The sequence below is a fragment of the Roseibium sp. LAB1 genome (assembly GCF_054658235.1).
In genome coordinates, this window is record NZ_BAAGIB010000001.1 from 692,925 (window position 1) to 716,627 (window position 23,703).

A 23,703-nucleotide genomic window follows, 5' to 3' on the forward strand; every position below is an offset into this window, starting at 1 on the left:
CACCACCGCTCGGCCACGCCTCTCCTGGCGGAAAGGTTACGGCATGGATTACCGGATCAAGTCCGGCAATGACAGATGAGAATGACCTACGGTCCTTTCCCGACTCCACTTCCCACCTCGTCATGCCATGGCTCGACCATGGCATCCACGCCGATACATCGCCCCACGCCACCACCTCTCCTCATGGAAAGGCCGCGGCATGGATTGCAGGATCAAGTTCGGCAATGACGGATGAGACTGAGCCAGGGTGCTTTCCCGATGCCGCTCCCCAAACCACGTCATGCCATGGCTCGACCATGGCATCCATGCCGCTACATCACCGCACACCGCCACCTCTTCTCATGAAAAGGCCGCGGCATGGATTGCAGGGTCAAGCCCTGCAATGAAGGGGTGTTTGGAAGAGGAAGGAACGGGCCGTCAGAACGCCGCTGCGTCAGTGGGGATCACTCTGCCGCGAACAGGCTGGCCGTCATCGCCAGACTTGCGCCGCAGAGTTCTTCTGCTTCGCTTTCGTCTGTCGCTCCACCTTCAGCCGGGCGCAGGTTGACGAAGTCATACAGCGAGCGGTCGAGAAGATGCGACGGACGGGTGTGGCCAAGAGCGCGGGCCATGACGCCGAGGCGGCCAGGAGTTGCCTTTTCCCAGCCTTGCAGCATGCGTTTGACTTCCTCGCGCTGGAGACCGTCCTGCGAGCCGCAGAGATTGCACGGAATGATCGGGAACTGCATACCGGTGGCAAAGCGGGCGATATCGCTTTCGGCGGCATAGGCAAGCGGGCGGAGCACCAGCAGGTCACCCTCGTCATTGATCAGCTTCGGTGGCATCGACGCCAGACGTCCGCCATGGAAGAGGTTCATGAAGAACGTTTCCAGAATGTCTTCCCGGTGATGTCCGAGCACGATGGCCTCGCAGCCCTGCTCCCGTGCGATCCGGTAGAGAATACCGCGGCGCAGACGCGAGCACAGCGAACAATAGGTACGGTGTTCGGGGATCTTGTCGGTGACAATGGAATAGGTGTCTTCGCGCACGATGATGTGCTCGATGCCATTGTCCTCGAAGAATTTCGGCAGGATGCCTGCCGGGAACCCGGGCTGGGCCTGATCCAGATTGCAAGCAATCAGGTCGACCGGCAGCAGACCCCGCCATTTCAGTTCGATCAGAACTGCAAGCAGCGTGTAACTGTCCTTGCCACCCGACAGGCAGACCAACCATTTCGGACGGTTTTCCTGCGATGCCCCCTCCGGCAGCATCCCGAAATCGGCAATCGCCTCGCGCGCCTGGCGCAACAGGCGTTTGCGCAGCTTCTTGAACTCAACGCTGGAAGGCGCATTGCGGAGCAACGCGGGCACGTCGATGTCGGTACTGTCGGCAATATCGTTCATTTGAGAAGCTCGGTGGCTTATTGGTTCGCTGTCCTTGCGCTGACATAGCGGATCAAGGCTGCCGGGAAAAGGAAAAAGCCGTGCTTATCAAGGGGGGGCCGTGCGGTCAGCAGACCTGCTCGCGCCATTTTTGGACGTAATTCGCGATCCGCGGAACGCAATTGCCACCTGTACCGCCTGCTTGAGTCTTTCCCGCTGGCCGAGTTCCACAGTCTGCGACCAGTAGCGCCGCCCCGATGCTCGTTCCGGTGACCGATCCGGATGTCGCTTCAACCGGCTGACCTGTTGCAGCCCCCAGCATGTCGAGATAAAGCCGGTTCTGCGCAAATGGGCCTTCGACCACAACAGGGCCATCAGCCCCGCTCATGGCAAGACACTCCGCGGTCACCAGGGCAAGATAGAAGGAGGTCGCCGCAAAGCGCTCACCATCGCTCAATGTCGTATCGTCGACGCTCCAGTGATGCTCCCGCCCCTGGAAAGGGCCTGAGCGCGGATCGACGGCAGGAAAGAGCATGATCTCGCGAGAAAGGACAGTTTCGATCTCCCCTTCAGAGCAGCCTTTTTCACGGCCTTGCAGGATCATGTCGAACTCGCGCCCCCCCATGAACCTTGCCGATGGCACCGGATCGCCAAACGCGTTGACGTTGATCAGCGTGTCGCGCGAAGGATCGAGCGTGACCTCGCCACCGCCTATTGCCAGCACAATGACCCAGGTGCCGGTGGAGACGACCGAGAACGGCGGTTCACGCCCGATCAGGTGCGGATAAAGCGAGGCATTGGAATCGTGAATGCCGCAGGCAACCTTGATGTCCTGTGGCAGACCGGTCCGGGCGGCCACGTCCGGCAGAAGCGAACCGAGACTGTCTCCAGCCTTGCGCACGGGCGCCATCCTGTCCGTCAGACCGAGCCTTTCCACCAGCGAAGAGAACCGGTTTTCCGATGGACACCAGAGGTCGGTGTGGCAGCCGAGGGACGTGACCTCGTTGGAAAGAACTCCGGTGAGTTTGTAGGTCCAGTATTGCGGGTAGGTCAGAACCGTCGCCACCCGGCCAAGCAGATCCTGGTCCGTTTTCAACTGCCAGTGGAGCTGCGCACCCAGATTGAGACCCATGCCGAGCCGGGGCGAACCGGTCTCTGCGAAGTCCGGCCGGATCGCATCATAGTCAGCCGCAAGATCATCCGGACCGGTGAACTCATAGTCGAGCATCGGCGCTGCCAGCTGCCCTTCCGCGTCCAGAAGAACCGCGCTGGCGCCATGTGTCGTCACCGACAGGGCATCGATGCCATGGGCCTGATGCAACTCCGACAGCGCCTTGCAGATAAAATCCCAATGGCCTTCCAGATCGAAATGCGGATAAGGCGGCCCCGGCAGGACGGTGTTCGGCCGCGTCAGGACCCCAAGTTCCCTGCGCTGCTCCAGATCGACCACGGCGACCTTGGTGTTGGTCTTGCCGATATCGATGACGCCCACATTCCGGATCGCTGCCATCAGCGCTCAATCCATATGAAAGACGGTTGTGAGCGGCGTTGCCACCGGCTCGTTGTCCGGCTTGGTTGCCATCACATCGGCCATATGCTCCCACCATTTCCGCATCACCGGGTGGTTCGGCAGGTCGTCCATCGCGTGGCTGTCCTGACGCCAGAGCACACCGAAGAGGATGTTTGTTTCCGGGTCCAGATGAATGGAATAGTCGCTGATGCCGGCTTCTTTCAGCAGAGCCACCAGTTCCGGCCAGATCTCGTCATGGCGCTTCCGGTATTCGGCTTCCATGCCCGGGTTGAGCTGCATCTTGAAGGCATATTTTTCCATGGCTCAAGCCTTCCTGTGTGCGAGGACCCGGCCGGCAATGCGCGGCAAGGCAATGACCGCAATCAGCAGCAGGCCGATGAAAATCGACATGACGATGCCCGGCACGTTGAGCAGGCCGAAACCGAAGGTGACCATGCCCATGACGAAGGCGGCGATCACCACGCCCGGAATGGACCCGGAGCCACCGAGAATATTGACACCGCCCAGCACCACCATGGTGACCACCTCCAGTTCCCAGCCGAAGGCGATCGACGGCCTTGTCGCCCCGAGGCGCGAGGTCAGGCAGATGGCGGCAACGCCGGACATCAGGCCGGTGAGCAGGAAGAGCGAGAATTTCACCCGTGGCACACGAATGCCGGAAAAGAGCGCGCCGACCGGATTATTGCCGACGACAAAAACCGCGCGACCGAAATTCGTCTTGTGCAGGATGACCGCAAAGACAATCGCCAGGAGAGCGAACAGCACGAATTCGAAGGAGATCACCCACCAGACATAGCCCTGCCCGAAGAAGGCAAAGCTTGAGGGATATCCGGTGTAGGCCTTATCGCCGAGCACGATATAGGAAATACCGCGGAAAAGGCTCATCGTACCGATGGTCACGACAATGGACGGCAGGCCGAAACCGGTCACCAGAAAGCCGTTGAAAGCACCGCACAGCAGCCCGGTACCCAGACCAATTATCACCAGAACCGGCGTATCGGCCCCCATCTGGACGGCAAAACCCATGGCCGTGGACGCAAGTGCGATGATCGAGGCAACCGAAAGATCGATTTCTCCCGATATGATCAAAAGCCCCATCGCAAAGGCAATCATCGCCTTTTCGGTGAAGTTGAAGGTCGCGTCGGAGAGATTCCACGGGTCGAGGAAATACGGCGAGGCAAAGCTGTTCAGCGTGAAGACGGCAACGGCAACCACCAGCAGGAGCAGTTCCCAGCTCACAAGGAACCGCTGCAACGGTGACTTCAGCCTGTCCGGGATCTGGCGTCCCTTGGCACTTGCGTCTGTCGAGGCGAGGCTCATGCTGCGTGCTCCGCTTTTTTCAGGATCACCCGGCCTTTGGCCCGGCTGGACGTGGCGTTGAAGGCAACGGCAATGATGATCGCGCTGCCGGAAATGGCGAGTTGCCAGAAGGGCGAGATGTTGATGACCGGGAGCGCATTCTTGACGATGCCGAGGAACAACGCCCCAAGCAGCGCCCCGCCGACCGACCCGATGCCCCCGGCAATCGAGATGCCGCCAATGACGCAGGCCGCGACCACCTCCAGCTCGAAGCCGCCGGCGATATCGACGTAGGCAACCGCGTAACGTGCCACCCAGAGATAGCCGGTGAGACCGGCAAGCGCTCCGGAAATGACATAGGCCGCGCATTGAGTGAGACCGACATTGATGCCGGTGTAGACCGCGGCATGCGGATTGCCGCCAACGGCAAAGAAAGCCCTGCCGAGTGGCGTCCGCCCGACCAGAACGATGAAGCCGATCACGACGGCAATCGCGATCCACGAAAGGACCGGCAGACCAAGCACGATCTCTCGCGGGAATGCCTTGAAGGAATCGCTCATCTCGTGGGCATTGATCCACTCCCCGCCGGAAATCACGAAGATGATCCCCCGGTAGATGGTCATGGTGCCGAGGGTGACGACAATGGGCGGAATATCCAGCTTCCACACAAGCAGCCCGTTGGCGAGCCCCATCAAGGCGCCGAGGCTGATTGCCAGGGCCAGGATCACCGGCACCGGCAGGCCGGGCATGGCCATGTTGAGCATGGCAACCACCATGCCGGTGAGCGCAAGGTTGGCGGCAACCGACAGATCGATACAGCGGGTGAGGATCACCACCATCTGGCCGAGTGCCAGTATGACCAGCGGTGCCGTGTCGTTGAAGACATTGGCGAGATTTGACGGTGCGACAAAGCCGGGAAAGCGGGTGGCGATGGCGATCACCAGAAGCAATATCGCGCCGGCGAGGATGGCCTCGCGGGATTTCATCAGCGAACGGATCATGAGCGCACCTCCGTGATGCCGGCAGCCGCCCGCACCAGATGTTCCGGTGTCAGGTCTTCGCCTTCATATTCGGCCGCGATACGCCCTTCGCGCATCACGATCACGCGGTCGGACATGCCGAGAATTTCCGGAATTTCGGACGACACCATGATCACCGCCAGACCTTCGGCAGCAAGTTCCGCCATGAATTCGTGCACCGCAGCCTTGGATCCGATGTCGATGCCCTTGGTCGGCTCGTCCAGGATGATCACTCTCGGCCTGGTCGCAAGCCATTTGGCGATGACGACCTTCTGCTGGTTGCCGCCGGACAGTTCGCCAATATCCTGATCGAGCGCCGCAGCGCGCAAATCCAGCCGCTGCGTATAATCGCGCGCCAGTTTGAATTCCTCTGCGAGCCGCAGGAACCCCTTGTGCGAGGTTTCCTTGAGCGACGGCAGCGAGACATTCTGGAAGATCGGCAGTCCCTTGATGGCACCCTGTTTGCCCCGGTCTTCCGGCACATAGACGATGCCGTGCCGGATGGCCTCGTTGGGGTCGCGAATGACCGCGACCGTGTCGTCGATCCGGATCGCTCCCTTGGAAGGTTTGGTCACCCCGAACAGGGCCTGCATGAATTCGCTGCGTCCGGCACCGACCAGACCGTAAAACCCGAGGATCTCGCCCGCACGCAGCGTGAAGCCGATGTCCTCGAACTCGGTCGGGTGGCAATAGCCGACAACCTTCAGCACTTCCTTGCCAAGCTGCGGTGCGCGCTTGGGGAAAACCTGATCGACCGACCGACCGACCATGAGCTTGACCAACTCCTGTTCTGAAACAGTGTCGATCTTGCCATTGCCAACCATCTGGCCGTCCCGGAAGACCGTGTAGCGGTCCGCGATGCGGAAGATCTCGTCGAACTTGTGGCTGATGAAGAGGATCGCCTTGCCCTCGGCTTTCAGGCGCTCCACCAACTCGTAGGTTTCCTCGATTTCCTTGTGGGAGAGCGAGGCGGTCGGCTCATCCATGATAACGATCTTGGCGTCGATGGAGAGCGCCCGGGCAATCGCCACAAGGTGCTTGTTGGCGATACCGAGGTCCTTCAACGTGACATTCGGATCGATCCTTGCGCCGATCCGGTCGAGCAGCGCTTGCGCCTTGCGCAACATTTCCTTGCGGTCGATCAGTCCGAAGCGCGTTTTCGGCGCATGGCCGATGAAGATGTTTTCCGCCACCGACAGGTCGTCGAACAGGACGGTTTCCTGGTGAATGGCCGTCACCCCGGCCCGTCCTGCATCCTGCGCGGTGGGAAAGGAAACCGGGGTGCCGTTGATCGAGATCGTTCCCTCGTCCGGCTGATAGATGCCGGTCAGGATCTTCACGATGGTGGATTTTCCCGCGCCGTTCTCGCCCACCAGAGCGGTGACTTCACCCGGAAAAAGCTCCAGCGAAACCTCGGAAAGGGCCTTCACGCCGGGGAATGATTTGGAGATGCCGCTGAGGGTCAGTACCGGCCCCGCGCCGTCTGCCGTTTGCGGATGCGTGTCCGCCATGCCCTGCGTGTTCGCAAGCATTACCATGTCCCGAAGCCTGGAGTTTCGTTGCTGGTTTTAAAGACCCGGTGCCGTGCGCACCGGGTCTGACAGATTTCTAATGTCCGGTCGTGGCGACCAGCTTAGAAAATGTCCTTGAAGTCGTCGATATTGGAGCTGTCATAGACAAACGGATCGGCCATCGCGCCTTCGTTGTTTTCGTCCAGCGTCAGCGTGCCCATACGGCCCATCGGGATTTCCGCACCCGGCTTGGCTTCCGCCGCACCGGTGGACAGGTTGTAGGCCAGCATGGTTGCCGAGTAGCCTAGGTCGATCGGGTTCCAGATCGCGAAGGACTTGGAGGCACCGGACTTGATGTGACCGGCCATTTCGGACGGCAGGCCGAGACCGGTCACGTTGACCTGACCGGCTTTTTCAGCATCAGAAACAGCCTGTGCCGCAGCAACGATGCCCACGGACGTCGGCGCGATGATCGCCTTGAGGTCCGGATAGGTCTGCATCAGGCCCTGCGCTTCACGATAGGACTTGTCGGCAAGGTCGTCGCCATAGACTGTGGCAACCACATTGATACCCGGATAATTGTCCTTCACCTTGTTCATTTCCTCGATCCAGATGTTCTGGTTCGTGGCGGTGGCGGAAGCGGACAGGACGGCGACATCACCGCCATCGGGCAGATGATCGGCGGCCAGCTTGATGATCATGTTGCCGATCAGCGGGTTGGACGACGGGTTGAGATGCAGCTGACGGCCTTCCGGCGCAACACCACTGTCCCATGAAATCACGGTGATGCCTCGGTCCATGGCCTTCTTCAGGGCCGGAACCAGGGCGTCCTGATCATTGGCGGAGATCGCGATGGCGTCGACCTTCTGGGCGATCAGCGCATTGATGACCTCGATCTGGCCTTCAGCGGTCGTGTCTGTCGGCCCGGTGTAGATGATCTCGACATCGCCGAGTTCCTTGGCGGCTTCTTCGGCTCCCTTGGCGGCGGCTTCAAAGAAACCGATACCGAGCGCCTTGACGACGAGAGCGATGCGCTTTTCCGCTGCACTGGCCGGTGCGGCGATGCAGACGGCGGCGACTGCTGTTGCCGCCAGAAGTGACTTGAGCAATTTCATGGTCTTCCTCCCTAAAATGCTGCCGGCCCCTCCCAAGGTCCGGACAGTATGCCGGCTACCCGTTCGAGGTTGCCTTGGTCTGCGCAGCGCTTGTTTCCGCCACGATCAGATGGATGTCGGCCTGTTCCAGCATGTTGGCCGCGCTGTCGGGGATCCCGTCATCGGTGATGACGGTTGAGATCCGCTCGAGCGGGCACAGGATCAGGCTGGAACGCGCACTGAATTTCGATGAATCTGCCAGAACCACGAGCTCATCCGCTTGGCCAATCAACTTCTGCTCGGCCTGAATAAGCAGCGGATCGGCCTCCATGAGCCCAAGCGGTCCAAGCCCCTGAGCGCCCATGAACATGCGCTTGGCATAGAAGTTCCGGGTCACGTCGTTGTCGAAGGGGCTCAGGATGATGTTCTGTTCGCGGTAGATCACACCACCGGAGAGCATGATGGTGTTCTTGGAATTCTTGAGGAGATGCTCTGCGATCGGAAACGAGTTGGTGAACACCTGGCAGCGTTTGGTTGCCAGCGGATGCACCATCTGAAACGTGGTGGTGCCGCCGTTGATGATGATCGCATCGCCATCCTCGCACAGCTCTACGGCCTTTTGCGCGATTGCGCGCTTTTGAGCGATGTTGATCGTTTCGTTGACGCTGAACGGACGCCCCGCCAGACCGACGAACTGCGGCGGATGAATGCTCTCCGCCCCGCCCCGCACACGGCGCAGCTTCTTCTGCACATGAAGCTGGGCAATGTCGCGCCGGATGGTCGCCTCGGAGGAATCCGTCAACACCACCAACTCCTGAACCGTCACAACCGGACGATCCTGGACTGCGGACAATATGATCCTGTGGCGTTCTTTCTCGTGCATCTGGTCCTCCCATTGATCAAACGTTTCCACCAACACCGGTCAATGTCAATCATAAAAAATCAAAAATGATCATTTTGCAGCGCAATATGATCGATAATGATCGTTTTTGATTGACAACCAGATCCGTTCAAGCGAGTTTCTAAACAACGAGACGCAAGCCGTCAGGCTTATCTGGGAGGAAAAGATGTTGAATTCCGCTGCCGGTTCCCGGCTTGCCAACCTGTGGGATGACCAGAAGGCTTCCGGCATGAGCGAAGCGGAGCTTCTGCTCTACCGCTCCAACCTCCTGGGGTCCGACAAGCGCATCACCAATTACGGCGGCGGCAACACCTCCGCCAAGGCGATGGAGAAGGATCCCCTCACCGGTGATCAGGTCGAGGTTCTCTGGGTCAAGGGCTCAGGCGGCGATGTCGGCACCATCAAGATGGATGGCTTTGCGACACTTTACATGGACAAGCTGCGGGCGCTGAAAGGGCTTTACCGCGGCGTCGAGTTTGAAGACGAAATGGTCGCCTGCCTTCCTCACTGCACCTTCAACCTGAACCCGCGTGCAGCCTCCATCGATACGCCGCTTCATGCCTATGTGCCGAAAAGTCATGTCGACCACATGCATCCCGACGCGATCATCGCCATTGCGGCCGCAAGCGACAGCAAGGCAATCACGCAGGAAATCTTCGGCAGCGACATCGGCTGGCTGCCCTGGAAGCGCCCGGGCTACGAACTGGGCCTGTGGCTGGAGAAATTCTGCCTGGAAAATCCGGACGCCCGCGGTGTCGTGCTGGAAAGCCATGGCCTGTTCACCTGGGGCGACGATGCCAGGACCTGCTACGAAACCACGTTGGAGATCATCAACAAGGCGATTGCCTGGTTCGAGGAAAAGACAGCCGGCAAGGACGCCTTCGGTGGCTCGAAACACCGGGCCCTCGCCCCGGCAGACCGGCGCGCCGTTGCCGCCCGCCTGATGCCGGCGATCCGGGGCATGGTCTCCGGAAAGCAGCATATGGTCGGTCATTTCGATGACAGCGACGCAGTGCTGGAATTCGTCTGCGCCAACGACATGGAATCTCTCGCCGCTCTCGGCACCAGCTGCCCGGACCATTTCCTGCGCACCAAGATCCGCCCGCTTGTGGTCGATTTCGATCCCGCCAGTCCGGATATCGAGGCAACGCTCGCCGGTCTCGGCCAGGCAGCGGAAGCCTATCGCGACGACTACGCGGCCTACTATGAACGCTGCAAGCACGACGACAGTCCCGCCCTGCGCGACCCGAATGCGGTCGTCTACCTGATACCGGGCGTCGGCATGATCACCTTTGCCAAGGACAAGGCGACGGCACGCATTTCAGGCGAGTTCTACACCAACGCCATCAACGTCATGCGCGGCGCTTCAAGCGTCTCCGCCTATTGCGGCTTGCCCGAGCAGGAAGCCTTCGACATCGAATATTGGCTTCTGGAGGAGGCCAAACTTCAGCGGATGCCGAAACCCAAGAGCCTTGCCGGCAAGATCGCGCTGGTCACCGGCGGCGCAGGCGGCATCGGTTCAGCCACCGCGGAACGCTTCCTGCGCGAAGGCGCCTGCGTGGTGCTGGCTGATATCGATGCGGACGCGCTCGCCGCTGCCGCCGACAATCTCACCGCCCGCCATTCCAGAGACGTCGTGCGTACGGTGACGATGGATGTCACCAGCGAAGACGCCGTGGCCGACAGCTTCGCCCGCGCGGCACTGGAATTCGGCGGGGTCGATATTCTCGTTTCCAACGCCGGCATCGCCTCTTCCGCCCCCATTGAGGACACCACGCTCGATCTGTGGAACCGGAACATGTCGATCCTGTCGACCGGCTATTTCCTGGTCTCGCGAGCGGCCTTCAAGGTGATGAAGACCCAAGGTATCGGCGGGTCCATCGTGTTCATCGGCTCCAAGAACGGTCTCGCCGCGTCTCCCGGTGCCAGCGCCTATTGCACGGCAAAGGCCTCCGAGCTGCATCTTGCCCGCTGTCTCGCACTGGAAGGTGCTCCGGCAGGGATCCGCGTCAATGTGGTCAACCCGGACGCGGTGCTGCGCGGCTCCAAGATCTGGTCCGGCGACTGGCTGAAGGAACGCGCCGAAGCCTACGGCAAGGACACGTCGGAGCTGGAGGAACATTACCGCCAGCGCTCGCTGCTGAAACTCTCCGTGCTGCCGGAAGACATTGCAGAGGCGACCTACTTCTTTGCTTCGGAGTTTTCCGCCAAGTCGACCGGGAACATTCTCAATGTCGATGCCGGCAACGTGCAGGCGTTCACGCGGTAAACGGCACATCCACAAAGCAGACCTCATCCTGAGGAAGCGCAAAGCGCTGTCTCGAAGGATGGGCGGCACACTCCAGACAAGCGGCCCATCCTTCGAGACGGGCCTTGCGGCCCTCCTCAGGATGAGGTTCTTCGGGCAGGAAAGGATCTTCTCATGATGATCGACACATCGCTGGTCGCCGGGGAAAACGAGACCCGCGAAGCCGACCTGAAGCGTGACTATGAAACCCTGAGCGAGCGGCTCGACCGGCGCGGCGTTTCCATCGACACGGTCAAGGCGAAAGTCGCCGCCTATGGCGTTGCCGTCCCCTCCTGGGGCGTCGGCACCGGCGGCACGCGGTTCGCACGGTTTCCCGGCAAGGGCGAACCGCGCAACATCTTCGACAAGCTGGAAGACTGCAGCGTCATTCAGCAGCTTACCCGCGCAACGCCCAATGTTTCCCTGCATATCCCCTGGGACAAGGCCGATCCGGCGGAGTTGAAGGCCAAGGCAAGTTCGCTCGGGCTTGGCTTTGACGCCATGAACTCCAACACCTTTCAGGATCAGGACGGTCAGGCGCTTTCCTACAAGTTCGGCTCGCTCAGCCATACCGACGCCGGCACCCGACAGCAGGCGGTCGAGCACAATCTGGAATGCATCGAGATCGGCAAGGCCATCGGCTCCCGGGCCCTGACTGTCTGGATTGGCGATGGATCGAATTTCCCGGGTCAGACGAACTTCACGCGTCAGTTCGAGCGATACCTGGATGCGGCGAAGACCATCTATGCGAAGCTGCCGGACGACTGGCGGCTGTTCACCGAGCACAAGATGTATGAGCCCGCCTTCTATTCCACCGTCGTGCAGGACTGGGGCACCAACTACATGATCGCGCAGGAACTGGGCGAGAAGGCCTTTTGCCTTGTCGATCTCGGCCATCATGCGCCCAACGTCAATATCGAGATGATCGTTGCCCGGCTGATCCAGTTCGGCAAGCTCGGCGGTTTCCATTTCAACGACAGCAAATATGGCGACGACGATCTGGATACCGGCTCCATCGATCCGTACCGGCTGTTCCTGGTGTTCAACGAACTGGTAGACGCCGAAACGCGACAGGCTCCGGGGTTCAACCCGGCCCATATGCTCGACCAGTCTCACAATGTCACCGACCCCATCGAAAGCCTGATGGTCTCCGCCATGGAGGTGCAGCGTGCCTATGCCCAGGCGCTTCTGGTCGACCGGTCAGCGCTGGACGGTTTTCAGGACTCCAATGACGCCCTGATGGCCACAACAACGCTGAAAACCGCTTTCCGAACCGACGTGGAGCCGATCCTGGCCATGGCAAGACTGGAAAACGGTGGCGCCATTGATCCCGTTGCGGCCTACCGCGCGGCCGGTTACCGGCAGAAGGTGGCGGAGGTTCGCCCGGAAGTGTCCGGCGCCGGTGGCGGGATCGTCTGACGCAAAGCCGCCTTCAGGTCCGGGAGGCTGTAGCCTGATCCGCCAATCTTTGGCACAGTCCGGCCCAGCCAGTAACCAACCGGAAGACCATTGGCGTGAAAGCCCAATATGTGGAACTGATCGATGCGGTCGCGACCCTTGGAAGCCTCGCGGCAGCCGCAAAGGCCCTCGGAAAATCTCAGCCGGCTATCACCAAGGCGCTGAAGAAGATCGAGGGCGATCTCGGAGTGGTGCTGTTCCACCGGGTGCCGAGCGGCATCGTCCCCACGCTGGAAGGCCAGACCGTCATTGACCGGTGCCGCCGCATCAAAAGCGACCTGCAGAGACTGTCGGAAGATGTGGCCCAATCACGCGGGCAATATGTCGGCACGATTTCCGTGGTGGTGTCGCCGTTGGCCGCGCTCAAGATCATCCCACCGGTGATGCGCCGGTTTCAGAGCCGGTTTCCGGGCATTGAGCTGAACATCACCGGCGGTCACGCCCCCAAGGCTTTTCACGCACTGAGGTCCGGCGAAGCGGATTTCGTCATTGGGCCTGCCCCTGACGGCCAGCCCAAGGCCGGGCTGCATGTCGAGCCACTGCTGACCACGTCGGTGACCTTCCTAGCCGGACAGCAGTCCTATCTGAAGGACCTTTCGAACCCGAAGGACCTGCAGAATGCAAGATGGGCTGTCATCGGTCCAAGCAGCCGCCGCCCCTTGTTTCAGGACTATTTCCGCCTGCACGGTTTGCAGGGACCCGATCCTGTCATTCGCTCCGATTCGATCCTCAGTATCCTGTCCGTTCTCGAACAGTCCGACATCGTCTGCTCGTTTCCCTCGCTCATTGTCGAAGAGGTCAGGCAACGCTGGGCCGTGTCGGCCTTGCCTGTCGATCTGAGCATGCTGACGGTAGACATCGCGCTAACCTGGACCAAGGAAAGGCTACTGACACCTGCTGCGCTCGCCTTTGCCGACATCGTCCGCGAGGAAGGACGCAACTGGGATCCCAGGGAGAAAAAGACATAACCTGAAGTTATACCCATGAACTTGAGTTAATTGAGAGATATACCCCAGGAGTGCTAGTCTTTCCCCAAGAAGGCCGCAGAAGCGGCTCCTTGGGAGGACATCTGAGTGAATATCCTGTTCGTCATGTACGACCAGCTGCGCTTTGACTATCTGAGCTGCGCGGGACACCCCTATCTGCACACCCCGAATTTTGACCGGGTCGCCGCCAAGGGCGTGCGCTTTACCAACGCCTATGTGCAATCCCCCATCTGCGGCGCCAGCCGGATGAGTTTCTACACCGGCCGCTATGCGTCCTCGCACGGGGCACAATGGAACGGCTTCCCGCTTCGTGTCGGCGAACACACGCTCGGCGATCACTTGCGCAAGGCGGGCATGGACTGCTGGCTGATCGGCAAGACCCACATGAAGGTGGACGCGGAGGGCATGACCCGGCTCGGGCTCTCCCCGGACAGCATCATCGGCGCCCGGCAGGCCGAGTGCGGCTTCGATGTCTGGGTGCGGGACGACGGGCTCTGGGGCGAAGGGCCGGACGGCTTTTATGACGAGAAACGCTCACCTTACAACGAATACCTCAAGTCTCGCGGCTATGCCGGCGAGAACCCCTGGGCGGACTTCGCCAACGCCAGCGTCGAAAACGGCGAGAAGGCCTCCGGCTGGATGTTCGACAACGCGGACAAGCCGGCCAACATCCGCGAGGAAGACAGCGAGACCCCCTGGCTGACCACCCGTACCATCGATTTCATCGAGCAGGCCAAGGCTCCCTGGTGCGCGCATGTCAGCTACATCAAACCCCACTGGCCTTACATCGTCCCGGCGCCCTATCACGACATGTACGGGCAGAACCATGTACCCGCCGCAATCCGCGCCGACGTTGAGCGCGACAATGCGCATCCGGTTTATGCCGCCTTCATGGCCAACAAGATCGCGGCCGCCTTTCAGCAGGATGACGTGCGCCGGAAGGTCATCCCCGCCTACATGGGCCTGATCAAGCAATGCGACGACCAGCTTGGCAGGCTTCTGGATTACCTGGAAGAGACCGGACGGATGGAGGACACGATGATCGTGCTCACCTCCGACCACGGCGATTATCTCGGCGACCACTGGCTTGGTGAAAAGGATCTGTTCCATGAACCTTCCGTCAAGATCCCGATGATCGTCTACGATCCGCGCAGTGAAGCCGATGCCACCAGAGGCACCACCTGTGATGCACTGGTGGAAGCCATCGACCTTGCCCCGACCTTTCTGGAAGCCGCCGGCGGAGCCGAAGCCGGTCACATTCTGGAAGGCCGCAGCCTGACGCCCTGGCTGCGCGGCGAAACCCCTGAATGGCGCGAGGCGGTTATCAGCGAATACGACTATTCCGTCACGCCCATGTGTGCCTCTCTTGGTGTTACCACCCGTGATGCCCGTCTCTTCATGGTGTTCGACGGCCGCTACAAGCTGATCCATGCCGAAGGTGGCTTCCGGCCAATGCTGTTCGATCTGGAGAACGACCCGGAAGAGTTCCACGATCTTGCCAAGGCAGATAGCCATGATGCCGAGATTGCCCGGATGTATGACCTTCTGGCTCGGTGGGGCCGGCGCATGTCACAGCGCGTAACCCGCTCCGATGCCGACATTGCCGCCATGCGCGGCAAGTCCGCCCGGCGCGGCATCCTGCCGTTCCTGAAAGATGGGTCGGAAGTGCCGGAGGAACTGACGAAGGCCTATCGTGGCCCTGCCCTGCAGGATCACGTCTCCTCCGAAAAGGGAGGACGTTGAGGTGAGCACGGCAACGGGCGACGGCCCGGCCATCGCCCGTAGCGACAAGTGGATTGCCGACTGTCTCGCCGTGCTATTCGTGCTGGTGATCGTCACCTATGCAGCCTCCGGCCCGATCACGGATTTTGTCCGCTGGTTCATCGAGGCCACCACACAGGGCTTCGACGAGCTGTCGCGCCGCGACCAGCGCGCCCTGTTGCGCGAACATTGGCTGGGCTCGGGCTACCGCTCGTTCGAGCGCTCATTCCTGCTGCCGACGGGGCTGATCATCGGTCTGCCGATCGTGTTCTCCTTCGCCATTTCCCTGCTGACGCTTCATCGCGGCCCGGCCTGGCGCTGGCTCAACTGGGCGCTGACCCTGCTTGCGCTTGCCGCTTTCGTATCCTGGATGGTGAAGATCTTCGCCACCGATGGCGGCGCCCTGCCCAGCGCCAGTCCTTTAGACTTCGTGATGTTTCCGATTGCAACCGCCATCACGCTTTATCTGACCTGGCGCATGTTCGGCGGCTTTATCGTGGCCTTCTGCCTGTTCTGGGTGGTCTATTTCTTCATTCGCGGCTACCTGCCGGACTGGACCGGCATTCTGGCCGGATCCGACTCCACCTTCAGCCAGAGCCTGCGTGCCATGGTGCTGAACTTCTGGGCGCAGACCGGCGGCCAGTTCGGTCAGCCCCTGCAGGTGGTCTCCAGCAGCGTGCTGATCTTCATCGTCTTCGGCGCGGTGATGATGGCCTCGGGAGCCGGCGATCTCCTCATGAAGATCGCAAACCGGTTGACGGGTGGGCTCGTCGGCGGTGCGGCCCATGCGGCGGTCGCCTCTTCCGCGCTGTTCGGCACCTTGTCCGGCGCCGCCATTTCCAACGTCGTCTCCACAGGCGTTATGACCATTCCCGTCATCAAGAAATCCGGCTTCAAGCCTGCCTTCGCAGGAGCCGTGGAAGCGGCGGCCTCCACCGGTGGACAGGTCATGCCGCCGGTGATGGGGGTTGTTGCCTTCTTCGTCGCCGGACAGATCGGGCTGGAATACCGCTACATCGTGGTGGCCGCCATCCTGCCGGCGATCATGTATTACTTCGCGACCTTCCTGACGGTCTACTTCGAGGCCCGGCGTCTCGGCATCGGCGCCCTGCCGAAAGAACAGCGCCCGCCACTGACCGGCAAGGAGTGGGTGCAATGTCTCGTCTTTGTCGTGCCGTTGGGTGTGCTCACCTATTTCCTGTTCAGCCAGCCCTCCGTGCCCAAGGCAGGGTTCTACGGCTTTGTCGCCGCCATATTTTCCGCATTGGTGCTCTTCCGCGATTTCCGTTCCCGAACACGTCTTTGGCAGGCCTTCGTCAATGCGGGACGCATGGCCGCCTCCATTGTCGTCATCGTCACGGCCATTGGCCTGATTGTCGGCCTGATCCAGGTATCGGGCTTTGCAGGCCGCCTCGCGCTGCTACTCACTCAACTGGCCAGCGGGCCGCTGCCGCTGGTGCTGGTGGTCGTAGCCCTCGGCGCAATCGTGCTCGGCATGGGTCTGCCGCCCGGAGCGACCTACTTCATCATCGTCATCGCCCTGTCTTCCGGTATTGATGCAGTCGGTATTCCCGAGCTGACGCTGCACATGTTCGTGGTCTTCTTTGCGGTCATGTCCACGGTCACGCCCCCCGTTGCACTTGCCGCCTTTGCCGCCGCCCCTATTGCCGGGGCCGACCCGATCCGCACAGGTTTCGAGGCGGCCCGCATCGGCATCGCTGGCTTCCTGATCCCTTTCATCTTCGTCTATCACCCGGCCGTTCTCTACAAGCTGCAGGTGCTGTTCGTCTGGTTCGGCACGGGGGCACCGGACAGCAAGGCGATGGTCGACCTCGCCACCGTCTCCTGGGGAGCCTTCTTCTGGATCATCGCCGCATTTGTGCTGGCCATGTGGTCCATCGCCTCCGCACTTGCCGGGTTTGACCGGGGACGCCTTCCCCTTTGGGAACGTCTTCTTCGCGTCTGCCTCGGGCTTTTGATTCTGGTGCCGAACGTGGCCATCGCAAGTGCCGCCACCGCATTGATCCTGGCGGATATCGCCTTTCACATCATTCGGCAGCGGGGCTCAGCCTCCACACCCAATTCATCACAATGACAAGAGCGACAATTCACGGGAGGACGGAATGAAACGATTTGCTGTTACGGCCCTTGCGGGCCTGCTTCTGGCTGGCTCCGCGTCGGCTGAAGACACCACGCTAAAGATGCAGACCATCGAGCCGAGCCTCGGCCAGGCGATCACCATGGCGACCTTCGCCAACATCGTCACCGACAAGCTCGACGATGTCTCGATCGAGGTTGCCGGTGGTGGCGCGGCAACGCTGCACCAGATGGAAACCGCACGCGGCAATCTGGACATGTACATGATCTCTCCCACCATCCACATCCTGATGAGCAAGGGGGCGGCCATGTACAAGAACGAGCCGGAAGCTCCCGAGCTTGCCAAGAACGTGCAGGTGCTGATGTGGTTCCCCTACGGCCAGTATCACTTCGCGGTGCGCGGTGACAGCGACATTACCGTTCTGGACGACATCGAAGGGGCTACGGTTTTCCTCGGGCCGCAGGGCGGCGGCGCTTACAACGCCGCCAAAGGCTGGATCGAGGCCACCACTGGCCTTGTCGCCGGTGAAGACTACGACGCCATCAAGGCCAATTGGGCAACCGGCTTCCAGTCGTTCCTGGACGGCAAGGTGGAGATGTATGTCAACGGCTGCATCGACCCCTGCCAGCAGTTCATCCAGTTCACCGAAACCGAGACTGTCCGCTTCATCGGACCGGAAGACGATCAGGGTGAAGAGGTCGACAAGTTTCTAGGCAAATTCCGCCAGCGGGCCGAAATTCCGGCAGGCCTCTACGAGAACCAGGTGAATGATGGCCCCGTCATGTCCAACGACACGGCGGTCGGGATCGGCGTGCGTGCGGACCTTGACGAAGAACTGGTCTACCGGATCACCAAAGCCTTCTGGGAGAACCTTGGCAGCATCACCACCGATGCGCCCTGGGCCAAGGCCCTCTCGCCTGAATATGCTTCCCAGACACTCGGAACGGCGACGTTCCACCCGGGCGCGGCCCGCTACTACAAGGAAATCGGCGTTCAATAGCCGACCGAATGCCCTGATCGCCGCATGGTGATCAGGGCAAAACCGTCAAGTCCCGGCGCCGCCCTGCCCAGGGCAACACTTCGGCAAAGTTGCATCTATCACTTTCCCGCCAAAACGTTGTACCCTCATGGGTGCTAGCTGGGGGGCAGCGAAAATACCTGAGACAGTTCATGCAGAAGGTATTGATATGACGGCAACTCTCGACATCCAGCAGCCACAGCCGTTCGATTTGGTCGGCTCAAAAATTCTGATCGCAGGCAACGCGACTGCCTTCGAAGGCACCTTGAGCATTCGCGTTTCCGAGGGCCATGACGAATATGCCTCGTTCACCCAGGTCGGTGCGCTTGGCCTGAAGCAGTTCCAGGGTTTCATCGATATCCCGGACACCAACCAGTTTCAGATGAACCGCCTGTTCCTGACCCTGACCGACGATACCGGCAACGAAAACGGGCCGTCCGTCGTTATTCCCATCCTGTTCGGCCCGAGAATCCTGGCCGGTTACGGCGGCTGGCAGCCCTACACCGTGAAGGCTGGCGACACGCTCACAAAGATCGCGCAAGACCAATATGGTAACGGTGACTATCAGCCGATCTTCGATGCCAACCAGCACATTTTAAGCAGTCCGAACGTCATTTTCCCGGGTCAGGTGCTTCGGATACCGCGCAACGATATCTAAGACACCCCTTCTCGTCCCTTCCGGCGCGTTGTTGCGTACCGTTGAGGAGAACGATTTCATGAGCGGCAAGTCTTACAAGCCACTTGTTGTCATCGCGGTCTGTCTTTCGCTGGGCTACTACCTGTTCCTGGTCACCCGCGGAACCGGCCCCATGCCTCCGCTTTCGGCGGAACGCCTTTTGGAACAAACGCTCCGCGACAAGCAGGAGAGAACCTTCGACGCCGTCGCCCCGGATGGCGAAAAAGTGGAGGTTTCCGTGTCCCTGCTTGGCAGGATAAACGCGATCGACTGCCCCAGGGTCAGCACCCATTACGGCAGGGCTGGCAAGTTCAGGGAACCGCTTTATGGCGGAGCCAGCTTCCACTGCCTGTTCAGGTCCGAAAGCCGCTCGGGAGCGGAACTTCATTTTTCGGCGACCGTTCGCCGAACGGCAGATCCGGACCAGCAAGGCCTCCATGACGGCGAAACGCTGTCATTGCAGTCAGCTGCGGAAACGCTGGAGCTCATGCGGCAGCTCGGAAACCAGACGCGCCGGTTCAGCACCGAGGAGCGGGCAGAATTGTGGGCCAGACTGGCCGACGATGATATCTATGTTCCTGCCGACAAGTCTCGAAAGTCGCCAACGCAAAAAGCATTTGAGAAACATATGCAACGGCTGTTCTCACAGCAGTAGCGCCAAGGTGCTGCAAGGCGGGATGAAAGAAAAAGCAGCCAGTCAGTGACGGAACCTTGCAAAAAAGAAAAGGCCCGCCAGAAGGCGGGCCTTTCCGTCAAACCGTATTCGGCGCTGATTAGCGCGAATAGAACTCGACCACCAGGTTCGGTTCCATCTGTACCGGGTACGGTACGTCAGAGAAGCCCGGAACGCGGGAATAGGTCGCGGTCATCTTGTTGTGGTCGGCGTCGATGTAGTCCGGAACGTCACGCTCTGCGGACTGGACTGCTTCCAGAACCAGGCCGAGCTGCTTGGACTTTTCACGAACCTCGATCACGTCACCCGGACGGATCTGGTAGCTCGAGATGTTGACGCGCTTGCCGTTCACCTTCACGTGGCCGTGGTTGATGAACTGACGGGCTGCGAAAACGGTCGGGACGAATTTCGCACGATACACGATCGCGTCCAGACGGCGCTCCAGCAGGCCGATCAGGTTTTCGGAAGTGTCACCCTTCATACGGGACGCTTCGGCATAAACCTTGCGGAACTGCTTTTCGGAAATGTTGCCGTAGTAGCCTTTCAGCTTCTGCTTCGCGCGAAGCTGAACACCGAAGTCGGACAGCTTGCCCTTGCGGCGCTGGCCATGCTGACCCGGGCCGTATTCACGCTTGTTGGCCGGGCTCTTCGGACGACCCCAGATGTTTTCGCCCATCCGGCGGTCAATTTTGTACTTAACGCTATGGCGCTTCGACATCGCGGTTTCCTTTGAATTCGCGTTGTTATTTAAAAGGAAACGCGCCCTCCTTTATCGTCACAACCCGTCTTGCGACGAGAGGGTCAGATCGACAGGGACCCAGCTAGACGGCGCCGGCTGGATACCCACGGGTGCGTAGATCCGGAAGGCATTGCATGCCGGACTGCGCGGGGATACAGGCGGAGCCCGGAAATGTCAATCCATGCACCCGGCCAGCGCCGGAAAAGCACGGCCGAACCTGACCTTTTCTGACGATTTTGTCGGACAAGCAGGCATATTTAACGGTTCAGACGCAATTCATTGCCATAATTTGTGACGTAGCGTCCACAAAATGGGGAAAACAATGCATACATTTAGAGATTTTTAATTGCAGCTTTTCACTATGCAATCGCCGTTACAACCATAGCGAATAATATCAGTGTAACGGACTGTCCGAGACCCCATCATATAACGGAAGCTTATCAGCCGGACCTTGGCAATAGGATCAAGAATGTCAGCGAATCGTCAACCTGTTCTTCAGACTGTTCCGGAAGGTCCCGGTTTGCTCTGTCGTACGCCGAAGGACACGCTGGCGAAACTGGACTATGCGCTTCAACCGGTCGTCGATATCGGCACCGGCGTTGTTTATGGCTACGAAGCCCAGATCCGGAACTGCGATCTTGTGGGGGCACAGTCCCCCGACGAGTTGATCGATTTTGCCCACGCCGAAGGATATCTGCCCCAACTGGAGGCCCGTCTGCTGGCCAAGGCGATGAAGCGCTTCGGCAGCATGAAGATCGCCCAGGGCACAAAACTCTATTTCAAGCTGGACGGACGGGACCTCGGCCAGGACAACGACCCGCGCATGCGGTTGGGCGCCCTGGTCGCCGAAGCCGGTCTGCAGGTGAACCAGATCTGTCTGGAATTTTCCGAACGGCATCAGCAGACCTTCACCGACGTCACCCACCACGCCGTCAACGACCTGCGCCAGTTGGGCTTCCTGATCGCGCTCGACGATTTCGGCCGGGGCTCTTCCGAGCTGCGCCTGCTGCACGACATGTCACCCGACTACGTCAAGATTGACCGTTTCTTCCTGAACGGGATCGATTGCGATGCCAGGCGCAAGCTGTTCGTGACCACCGTGGCCAACCTCGCGCACGTGCTGGGCGCAAGGGTGATTGCCGAAGGAGTTGAAACGGAGAGCGAGTTCAAGGCTTGCCGGGAAGCCGGCTGCGACCTGATCCAGGGCTACTTCGTCGCCAAACCCTTCCAGGAAGCCTCTTCCGCCAAGCTCTTTTATGACCACGTGCGCGCGCCGGGTGTCGGTCGCAAGCGCCGGGAAGAGCTGGACCGGATTCGCAACGAACTGATCAAGGTGCCGACGATCCAGTCGAACGCCTCCATGAACGATCTTCTCGACATGGTGGTCAATAACCAGGAGGCGAGTGTGGTTCCCGTTGTGGATGCCAACAACGAACCGCGCGGCCTGATCCACGAACGCGATCTGAAGGCCTATCTCTACGCGGGAGCACCCGATGACGAAGATGCCAAGGCAGCGCTTGATTTCCCGCTGCGCTCCTTCGTGCGCGCCTGCCCGATCGCCGATATCGATTCAAACGCAGACATGCTGCTGGTGACCTTTGCCTCCTCGATCAATTCGGACGGCATCATCATCACCGAGAACTTCCGTTATGCCGGTTTTCTGTCAGCCACTTCGCTTTTGAAGATCATTCACGAGAAACGCCTGCAGGAAGCCCAGGACCAGAACCCGCTGACCCGCCTTCCGGGCAACGGTGCCATTTCCCGGTTTATTGCAGAAAGCGGCCGCAAGGGCACCTACGACCGCCACATGTGTTATCTCGACTTCGACAATTTCAAACCGTTCAACGATACCTACGGCTATCGCCAGGGCGACCGGGCGATCATCCTGTTCAGCGAATTGCTGCAGCGTCATGTTTCGGGATCAGGCACATTTTACGGCCATATCGGTGGAGACGATTTCTTTGCCGGGTTTCAGAATGTCGACCAGACCGATGTCGCAGCCCGCATGTTGGCCCTGAAGCGCGCCTTCCGTCTGGATGTGGAAAGCTTCTATGATGCCGAACACCGGGAACAGGGCTATATCGAAGCCCAGGACCGCTTCGGCACAACGCGGCATTTCCCGCTGTTGCAATGTTCCATTTCCATCCTCACCCTGCCCAAGGGCCTGACGCTCAATCCGGACATGCTCAACCACGAGATCATGGACCTGAAACGAGCCGCCAAACGCTCCGACGACGGCCTCGCCGTGAAATGCCTGGCAGCCTGAAAGGCAAGCCCTCACTTCCCTTAACTCGCCCTCATCCCTGGGCAGCGCGCTGCGCAGTCACGAAGGAGGGCTGGTGCGTATCAGAGCGAGCGTCCCGACCTTCAAGACAAAGCTGACGGTCGTCCTCGGGATATGGCCGCCAGGTTGCCCTGCTGCTCGACAGCCGAAAAAGTTCCGGGCCGGTGATTGCCCCCAAGAAACATCTTACCGTTACCGCACGACCGGTCAGTCCAGCACGAGGCCGAACCCCGCCAGTAACCGCACCAGCCCAGGATCCTTCGACCCCGAGGTAAAGATCGCCCGGTCCGGCAGATGTCGTGAGGGTTCCCTGGCTGCCCCCTCGCCCAGAACCCGCACCAATTGACGGGCGATTGCCTCGGCCGGATCCAGCCAGTCGACCGGCCAGGGCGCGATCTTGCGGAAACGGTTGGCAAGAAACGGATAGTGAGTGCAGGCCAAAACGACAATGTCCGTGCGCTTGCCATCCTGTTCCAGGAAACAATCGGCGATTTCCGGCAGCAGCGCGTCATCGCAGACGGTGTCGCCACGCAAGTGTTTTTCGGCAAGTTCCGCCAGCTTGTCCGACCCGACCAGCCGCACGTGGCACTGGCTGGCAAAACTCTCGATCAGGCTTCTGGTGTAGGTTCGCCGCACGGTGCCCGGTGTTGCCAGAACCGATATCAGCCCGGACGACGTGCGCTCCGCCGCCGGCTTGATGGCGGGAACAGTGCCGACAAATGGCACATCCGGGTGCGCCTCGCGCAGCGCGTCTCCAGCCAGGGTGAAGGCCGTGTTGCAGGCAATCACCACAGCCCTGGGGCCGTGTTCGGCGATCAGCTCGTCGAACAGGGTAACGATCCGGGTCTTCAACTCCGCTTCCGGCCAGCGGCCGATCGGAAAGGCCGCGTCGTCGGCGACATAAAGCAGCGGCTCATAGGGCAGCAGATATCGCGCTTCGCGCAGCACCGTGAGCCCGCCAAGACCTGAATCGAAAAAGAGTACCGGTCCCGAACCCTGCAAGGTCT

General features: G+C 60.3%; 19 protein-coding genes. 9 read left to right on the top strand and 10 right to left on the bottom strand.

Annotated elements, in window-relative coordinates; genetic code table 11:
- Nucleotides 1-443: 443 nt before the first annotated feature.
- From ttcA to ACYQ54_RS03390, 8 genes are all read right to left on the bottom strand, one after another.
- A complete protein-coding gene (ttcA, locus tag ACYQ54_RS03355) occupies nucleotides 444-1,382 on the bottom strand; it encodes a tRNA 2-thiocytidine(32) synthetase TtcA (RefSeq protein WP_460079326.1) in 939 nt (312 codons plus the stop codon).
- A 106-nt stretch (nucleotides 1,383-1,488) separates the two neighbouring features.
- Nucleotides 1,489-2,871 (bottom strand): FGGY-family carbohydrate kinase, encoded by a 1,383-nt coding sequence (locus tag ACYQ54_RS03360; RefSeq protein WP_460079327.1) that lies wholly within the window; start codon nucleotides 2,869-2,871, stop codon nucleotides 1,489-1,491.
- A gap of 6 nt (nucleotides 2,872-2,877) precedes the next feature.
- On the bottom strand, nucleotides 2,878-3,192 hold the full coding sequence (gene rhaM / locus ACYQ54_RS03365; protein ID WP_460079329.1) for an L-rhamnose mutarotase: 315 nt from the start codon (nucleotides 3,190-3,192) through the stop codon (nucleotides 2,878-2,880).
- Nucleotides 3,193-3,195: 3 nt separating this feature from the next.
- Nucleotides 3,196-4,212, bottom strand: a complete 1,017-nt coding sequence (locus ACYQ54_RS03370) for an ABC transporter permease (RefSeq protein ID WP_460079330.1) — start codon at nucleotides 4,210-4,212, stop codon at nucleotides 3,196-3,198.
- Nucleotides 4,209-5,192 carry an ABC transporter permease gene (locus ACYQ54_RS03375; RefSeq protein WP_460079332.1) on the bottom strand — a complete coding sequence of 328 codons (984 nt, stop codon included), beginning with the start codon at nucleotides 5,190-5,192 and terminating at the stop codon, nucleotides 4,209-4,211. Before ACYQ54_RS03375 ends, ACYQ54_RS03370 begins: the two co-directional genes overlap by 4 nt.
- The gene (locus ACYQ54_RS03380) at nucleotides 5,189-6,742 is read right to left on the bottom strand and encodes a sugar ABC transporter ATP-binding protein (RefSeq protein ID WP_460079334.1); all 1,554 of its coding nucleotides are present in this window, start codon (nucleotides 6,740-6,742) and stop codon (nucleotides 5,189-5,191) included. The genes ACYQ54_RS03375 and ACYQ54_RS03380 overlap by 4 nt, the downstream gene beginning before the upstream one ends.
- A gap of 101 nt (nucleotides 6,743-6,843) precedes the next feature.
- The gene (rhaS, locus tag ACYQ54_RS03385; RefSeq protein ID WP_460079336.1) at nucleotides 6,844-7,836 is read right to left on the bottom strand and encodes a rhamnose ABC transporter substrate-binding protein; all 993 of its coding nucleotides are present in this window, start codon (nucleotides 7,834-7,836) and stop codon (nucleotides 6,844-6,846) included.
- Nucleotides 7,837-7,891: 55 nt separating this feature from the next.
- A complete protein-coding gene (locus tag ACYQ54_RS03390; protein WP_460079338.1) occupies nucleotides 7,892-8,698 on the bottom strand; it encodes a DeoR/GlpR family DNA-binding transcription regulator in 807 nt (268 codons plus the stop codon).
- Between the two features lie 184 nt (nucleotides 8,699-8,882).
- On the opposite strand from ACYQ54_RS03390, the gene ACYQ54_RS03395 reads away from it, so the two are divergent.
- From ACYQ54_RS03395 to ACYQ54_RS03430, 8 genes are all read left to right on the top strand, one after another.
- On the top strand, nucleotides 8,883-10,985 hold the full coding sequence (locus ACYQ54_RS03395; protein WP_460079340.1) for a bifunctional rhamnulose-1-phosphate aldolase/short-chain dehydrogenase: 2,103 nt from the start codon (nucleotides 8,883-8,885) through the stop codon (nucleotides 10,983-10,985).
- 153 nt (nucleotides 10,986-11,138) lie between these two features.
- Nucleotides 11,139-12,422 (top strand): L-rhamnose catabolism isomerase, encoded by a 1,284-nt coding sequence (gene rhaI, locus ACYQ54_RS03400; RefSeq protein WP_460079341.1) that lies wholly within the window; start codon nucleotides 11,139-11,141, stop codon nucleotides 12,420-12,422.
- 95 nt (nucleotides 12,423-12,517) lie between these two features.
- Nucleotides 12,518-13,429 (top strand): LysR family transcriptional regulator, encoded by a 912-nt coding sequence (locus ACYQ54_RS03405; protein ID WP_460079343.1) that lies wholly within the window; start codon nucleotides 12,518-12,520, stop codon nucleotides 13,427-13,429.
- 105 nt (nucleotides 13,430-13,534) lie between these two features.
- Nucleotides 13,535-15,190, top strand: a complete 1,656-nt coding sequence (locus tag ACYQ54_RS03410; protein ID WP_460079346.1) for a sulfatase-like hydrolase/transferase — start codon at nucleotides 13,535-13,537, stop codon at nucleotides 15,188-15,190.
- 1 nt (nucleotide 15,191) lies between these two features.
- Entirely contained in the window at nucleotides 15,192-17,303 is a 2,112-nt protein-coding gene (locus ACYQ54_RS03415; RefSeq protein WP_460079348.1) for a TRAP transporter permease, read from the top strand.
- Between the two features lie 28 nt (nucleotides 17,304-17,331).
- Entirely contained in the window at nucleotides 17,332-18,306 is a 975-nt protein-coding gene (locus ACYQ54_RS03420) for a TAXI family TRAP transporter solute-binding subunit (protein ID WP_460079350.1), read from the top strand.
- Nucleotides 18,307-18,493: 187 nt separating this feature from the next.
- Complete coding sequence (locus ACYQ54_RS03425) at nucleotides 18,494-18,982, top strand: LysM peptidoglycan-binding domain-containing protein (protein ID WP_460079353.1); 489 nt, start codon at nucleotides 18,494-18,496, stop codon at nucleotides 18,980-18,982.
- A 58-nt stretch (nucleotides 18,983-19,040) separates the two neighbouring features.
- Nucleotides 19,041-19,655, top strand: a complete 615-nt coding sequence (locus ACYQ54_RS03430) for a hypothetical protein (protein ID WP_460079355.1) — start codon at nucleotides 19,041-19,043, stop codon at nucleotides 19,653-19,655.
- A gap of 118 nt (nucleotides 19,656-19,773) precedes the next feature.
- Here the strand turns inward: ACYQ54_RS03430 and rpsD are convergent, their stop codons facing one another.
- A complete protein-coding gene (gene rpsD / locus ACYQ54_RS03435; RefSeq protein WP_460079357.1) occupies nucleotides 19,774-20,391 on the bottom strand; it encodes a 30S ribosomal protein S4 in 618 nt (205 codons plus the stop codon).
- A gap of 490 nt (nucleotides 20,392-20,881) precedes the next feature.
- Here rpsD and ACYQ54_RS03440 point away from each other — a divergent pair, with 490 nt between their 5' ends.
- Complete coding sequence (locus ACYQ54_RS03440) at nucleotides 20,882-22,678, top strand: EAL domain-containing protein (protein WP_460079359.1); 1,797 nt, start codon at nucleotides 20,882-20,884, stop codon at nucleotides 22,676-22,678.
- Between the two features lie 225 nt (nucleotides 22,679-22,903).
- Here the strand turns inward: ACYQ54_RS03440 and murI are convergent, their stop codons facing one another.
- The gene (gene murI / locus ACYQ54_RS03445; protein WP_460079361.1) at nucleotides 22,904-23,698 is read right to left on the bottom strand and encodes a glutamate racemase; all 795 of its coding nucleotides are present in this window, start codon (nucleotides 23,696-23,698) and stop codon (nucleotides 22,904-22,906) included.
- Nucleotides 23,699-23,703 lie beyond the last annotated feature (5 nt).

Excerpts from the sequence above, each read along its gene's own strand:
- rhaS (WP_460079336.1), bottom strand. The coding sequence starts at position 7,836 with ATGAAATTGCTCAAGTCACTTCTGGCGGCAACAGCAGTCGCCGCCGTC.
- ACYQ54_RS03380 (WP_460079334.1), bottom strand. The coding sequence starts at position 6,742 with ATGCTTGCGAACACGCAGGGCATGGCGGACACGCATCCGCAAACGGCA.
- ACYQ54_RS03440 (WP_460079359.1), top strand. The coding sequence starts at position 20,882 with ATGTCAGCGAATCGTCAACCTGTTCTTCAGACTGTTCCGGAAGGTCCC.
- rpsD (WP_460079357.1), bottom strand. The coding sequence starts at position 20,391 with ATGTCGAAGCGCCATAGCGTTAAGTACAAAATTGACCGCCGGATGGGC.
- ACYQ54_RS03430 (WP_460079355.1), top strand. The coding sequence starts at position 19,041 with ATGAGCGGCAAGTCTTACAAGCCACTTGTTGTCATCGCGGTCTGTCTT.
- rhaI (WP_460079341.1), top strand. The coding sequence starts at position 11,139 with ATGATGATCGACACATCGCTGGTCGCCGGGGAAAACGAGACCCGCGAA.
- rhaM (WP_460079329.1), bottom strand. The coding sequence starts at position 3,192 with ATGGAAAAATATGCCTTCAAGATGCAGCTCAACCCGGGCATGGAAGCC.
- ACYQ54_RS03375 (WP_460079332.1), bottom strand. The coding sequence starts at position 5,192 with ATGATCCGTTCGCTGATGAAATCCCGCGAGGCCATCCTCGCCGGCGCG.
- ACYQ54_RS03420 (WP_460079350.1), top strand. The coding sequence starts at position 17,332 with ATGAAACGATTTGCTGTTACGGCCCTTGCGGGCCTGCTTCTGGCTGGC.
- ACYQ54_RS03360 (WP_460079327.1), bottom strand. The coding sequence starts at position 2,871 with ATGGCAGCGATCCGGAATGTGGGCGTCATCGATATCGGCAAGACCAAC.
- ACYQ54_RS03425 (WP_460079353.1), top strand. The coding sequence starts at position 18,494 with ATGACGGCAACTCTCGACATCCAGCAGCCACAGCCGTTCGATTTGGTC.
- ACYQ54_RS03370 (WP_460079330.1), bottom strand. The coding sequence starts at position 4,212 with ATGAGCCTCGCCTCGACAGACGCAAGTGCCAAGGGACGCCAGATCCCG.
- ACYQ54_RS03395 (WP_460079340.1), top strand. The coding sequence starts at position 8,883 with ATGTTGAATTCCGCTGCCGGTTCCCGGCTTGCCAACCTGTGGGATGAC.
- ttcA (WP_460079326.1), bottom strand. The coding sequence starts at position 1,382 with ATGAACGATATTGCCGACAGTACCGACATCGACGTGCCCGCGTTGCTC.
- ACYQ54_RS03390 (WP_460079338.1), bottom strand. The coding sequence starts at position 8,698 with ATGCACGAGAAAGAACGCCACAGGATCATATTGTCCGCAGTCCAGGAT.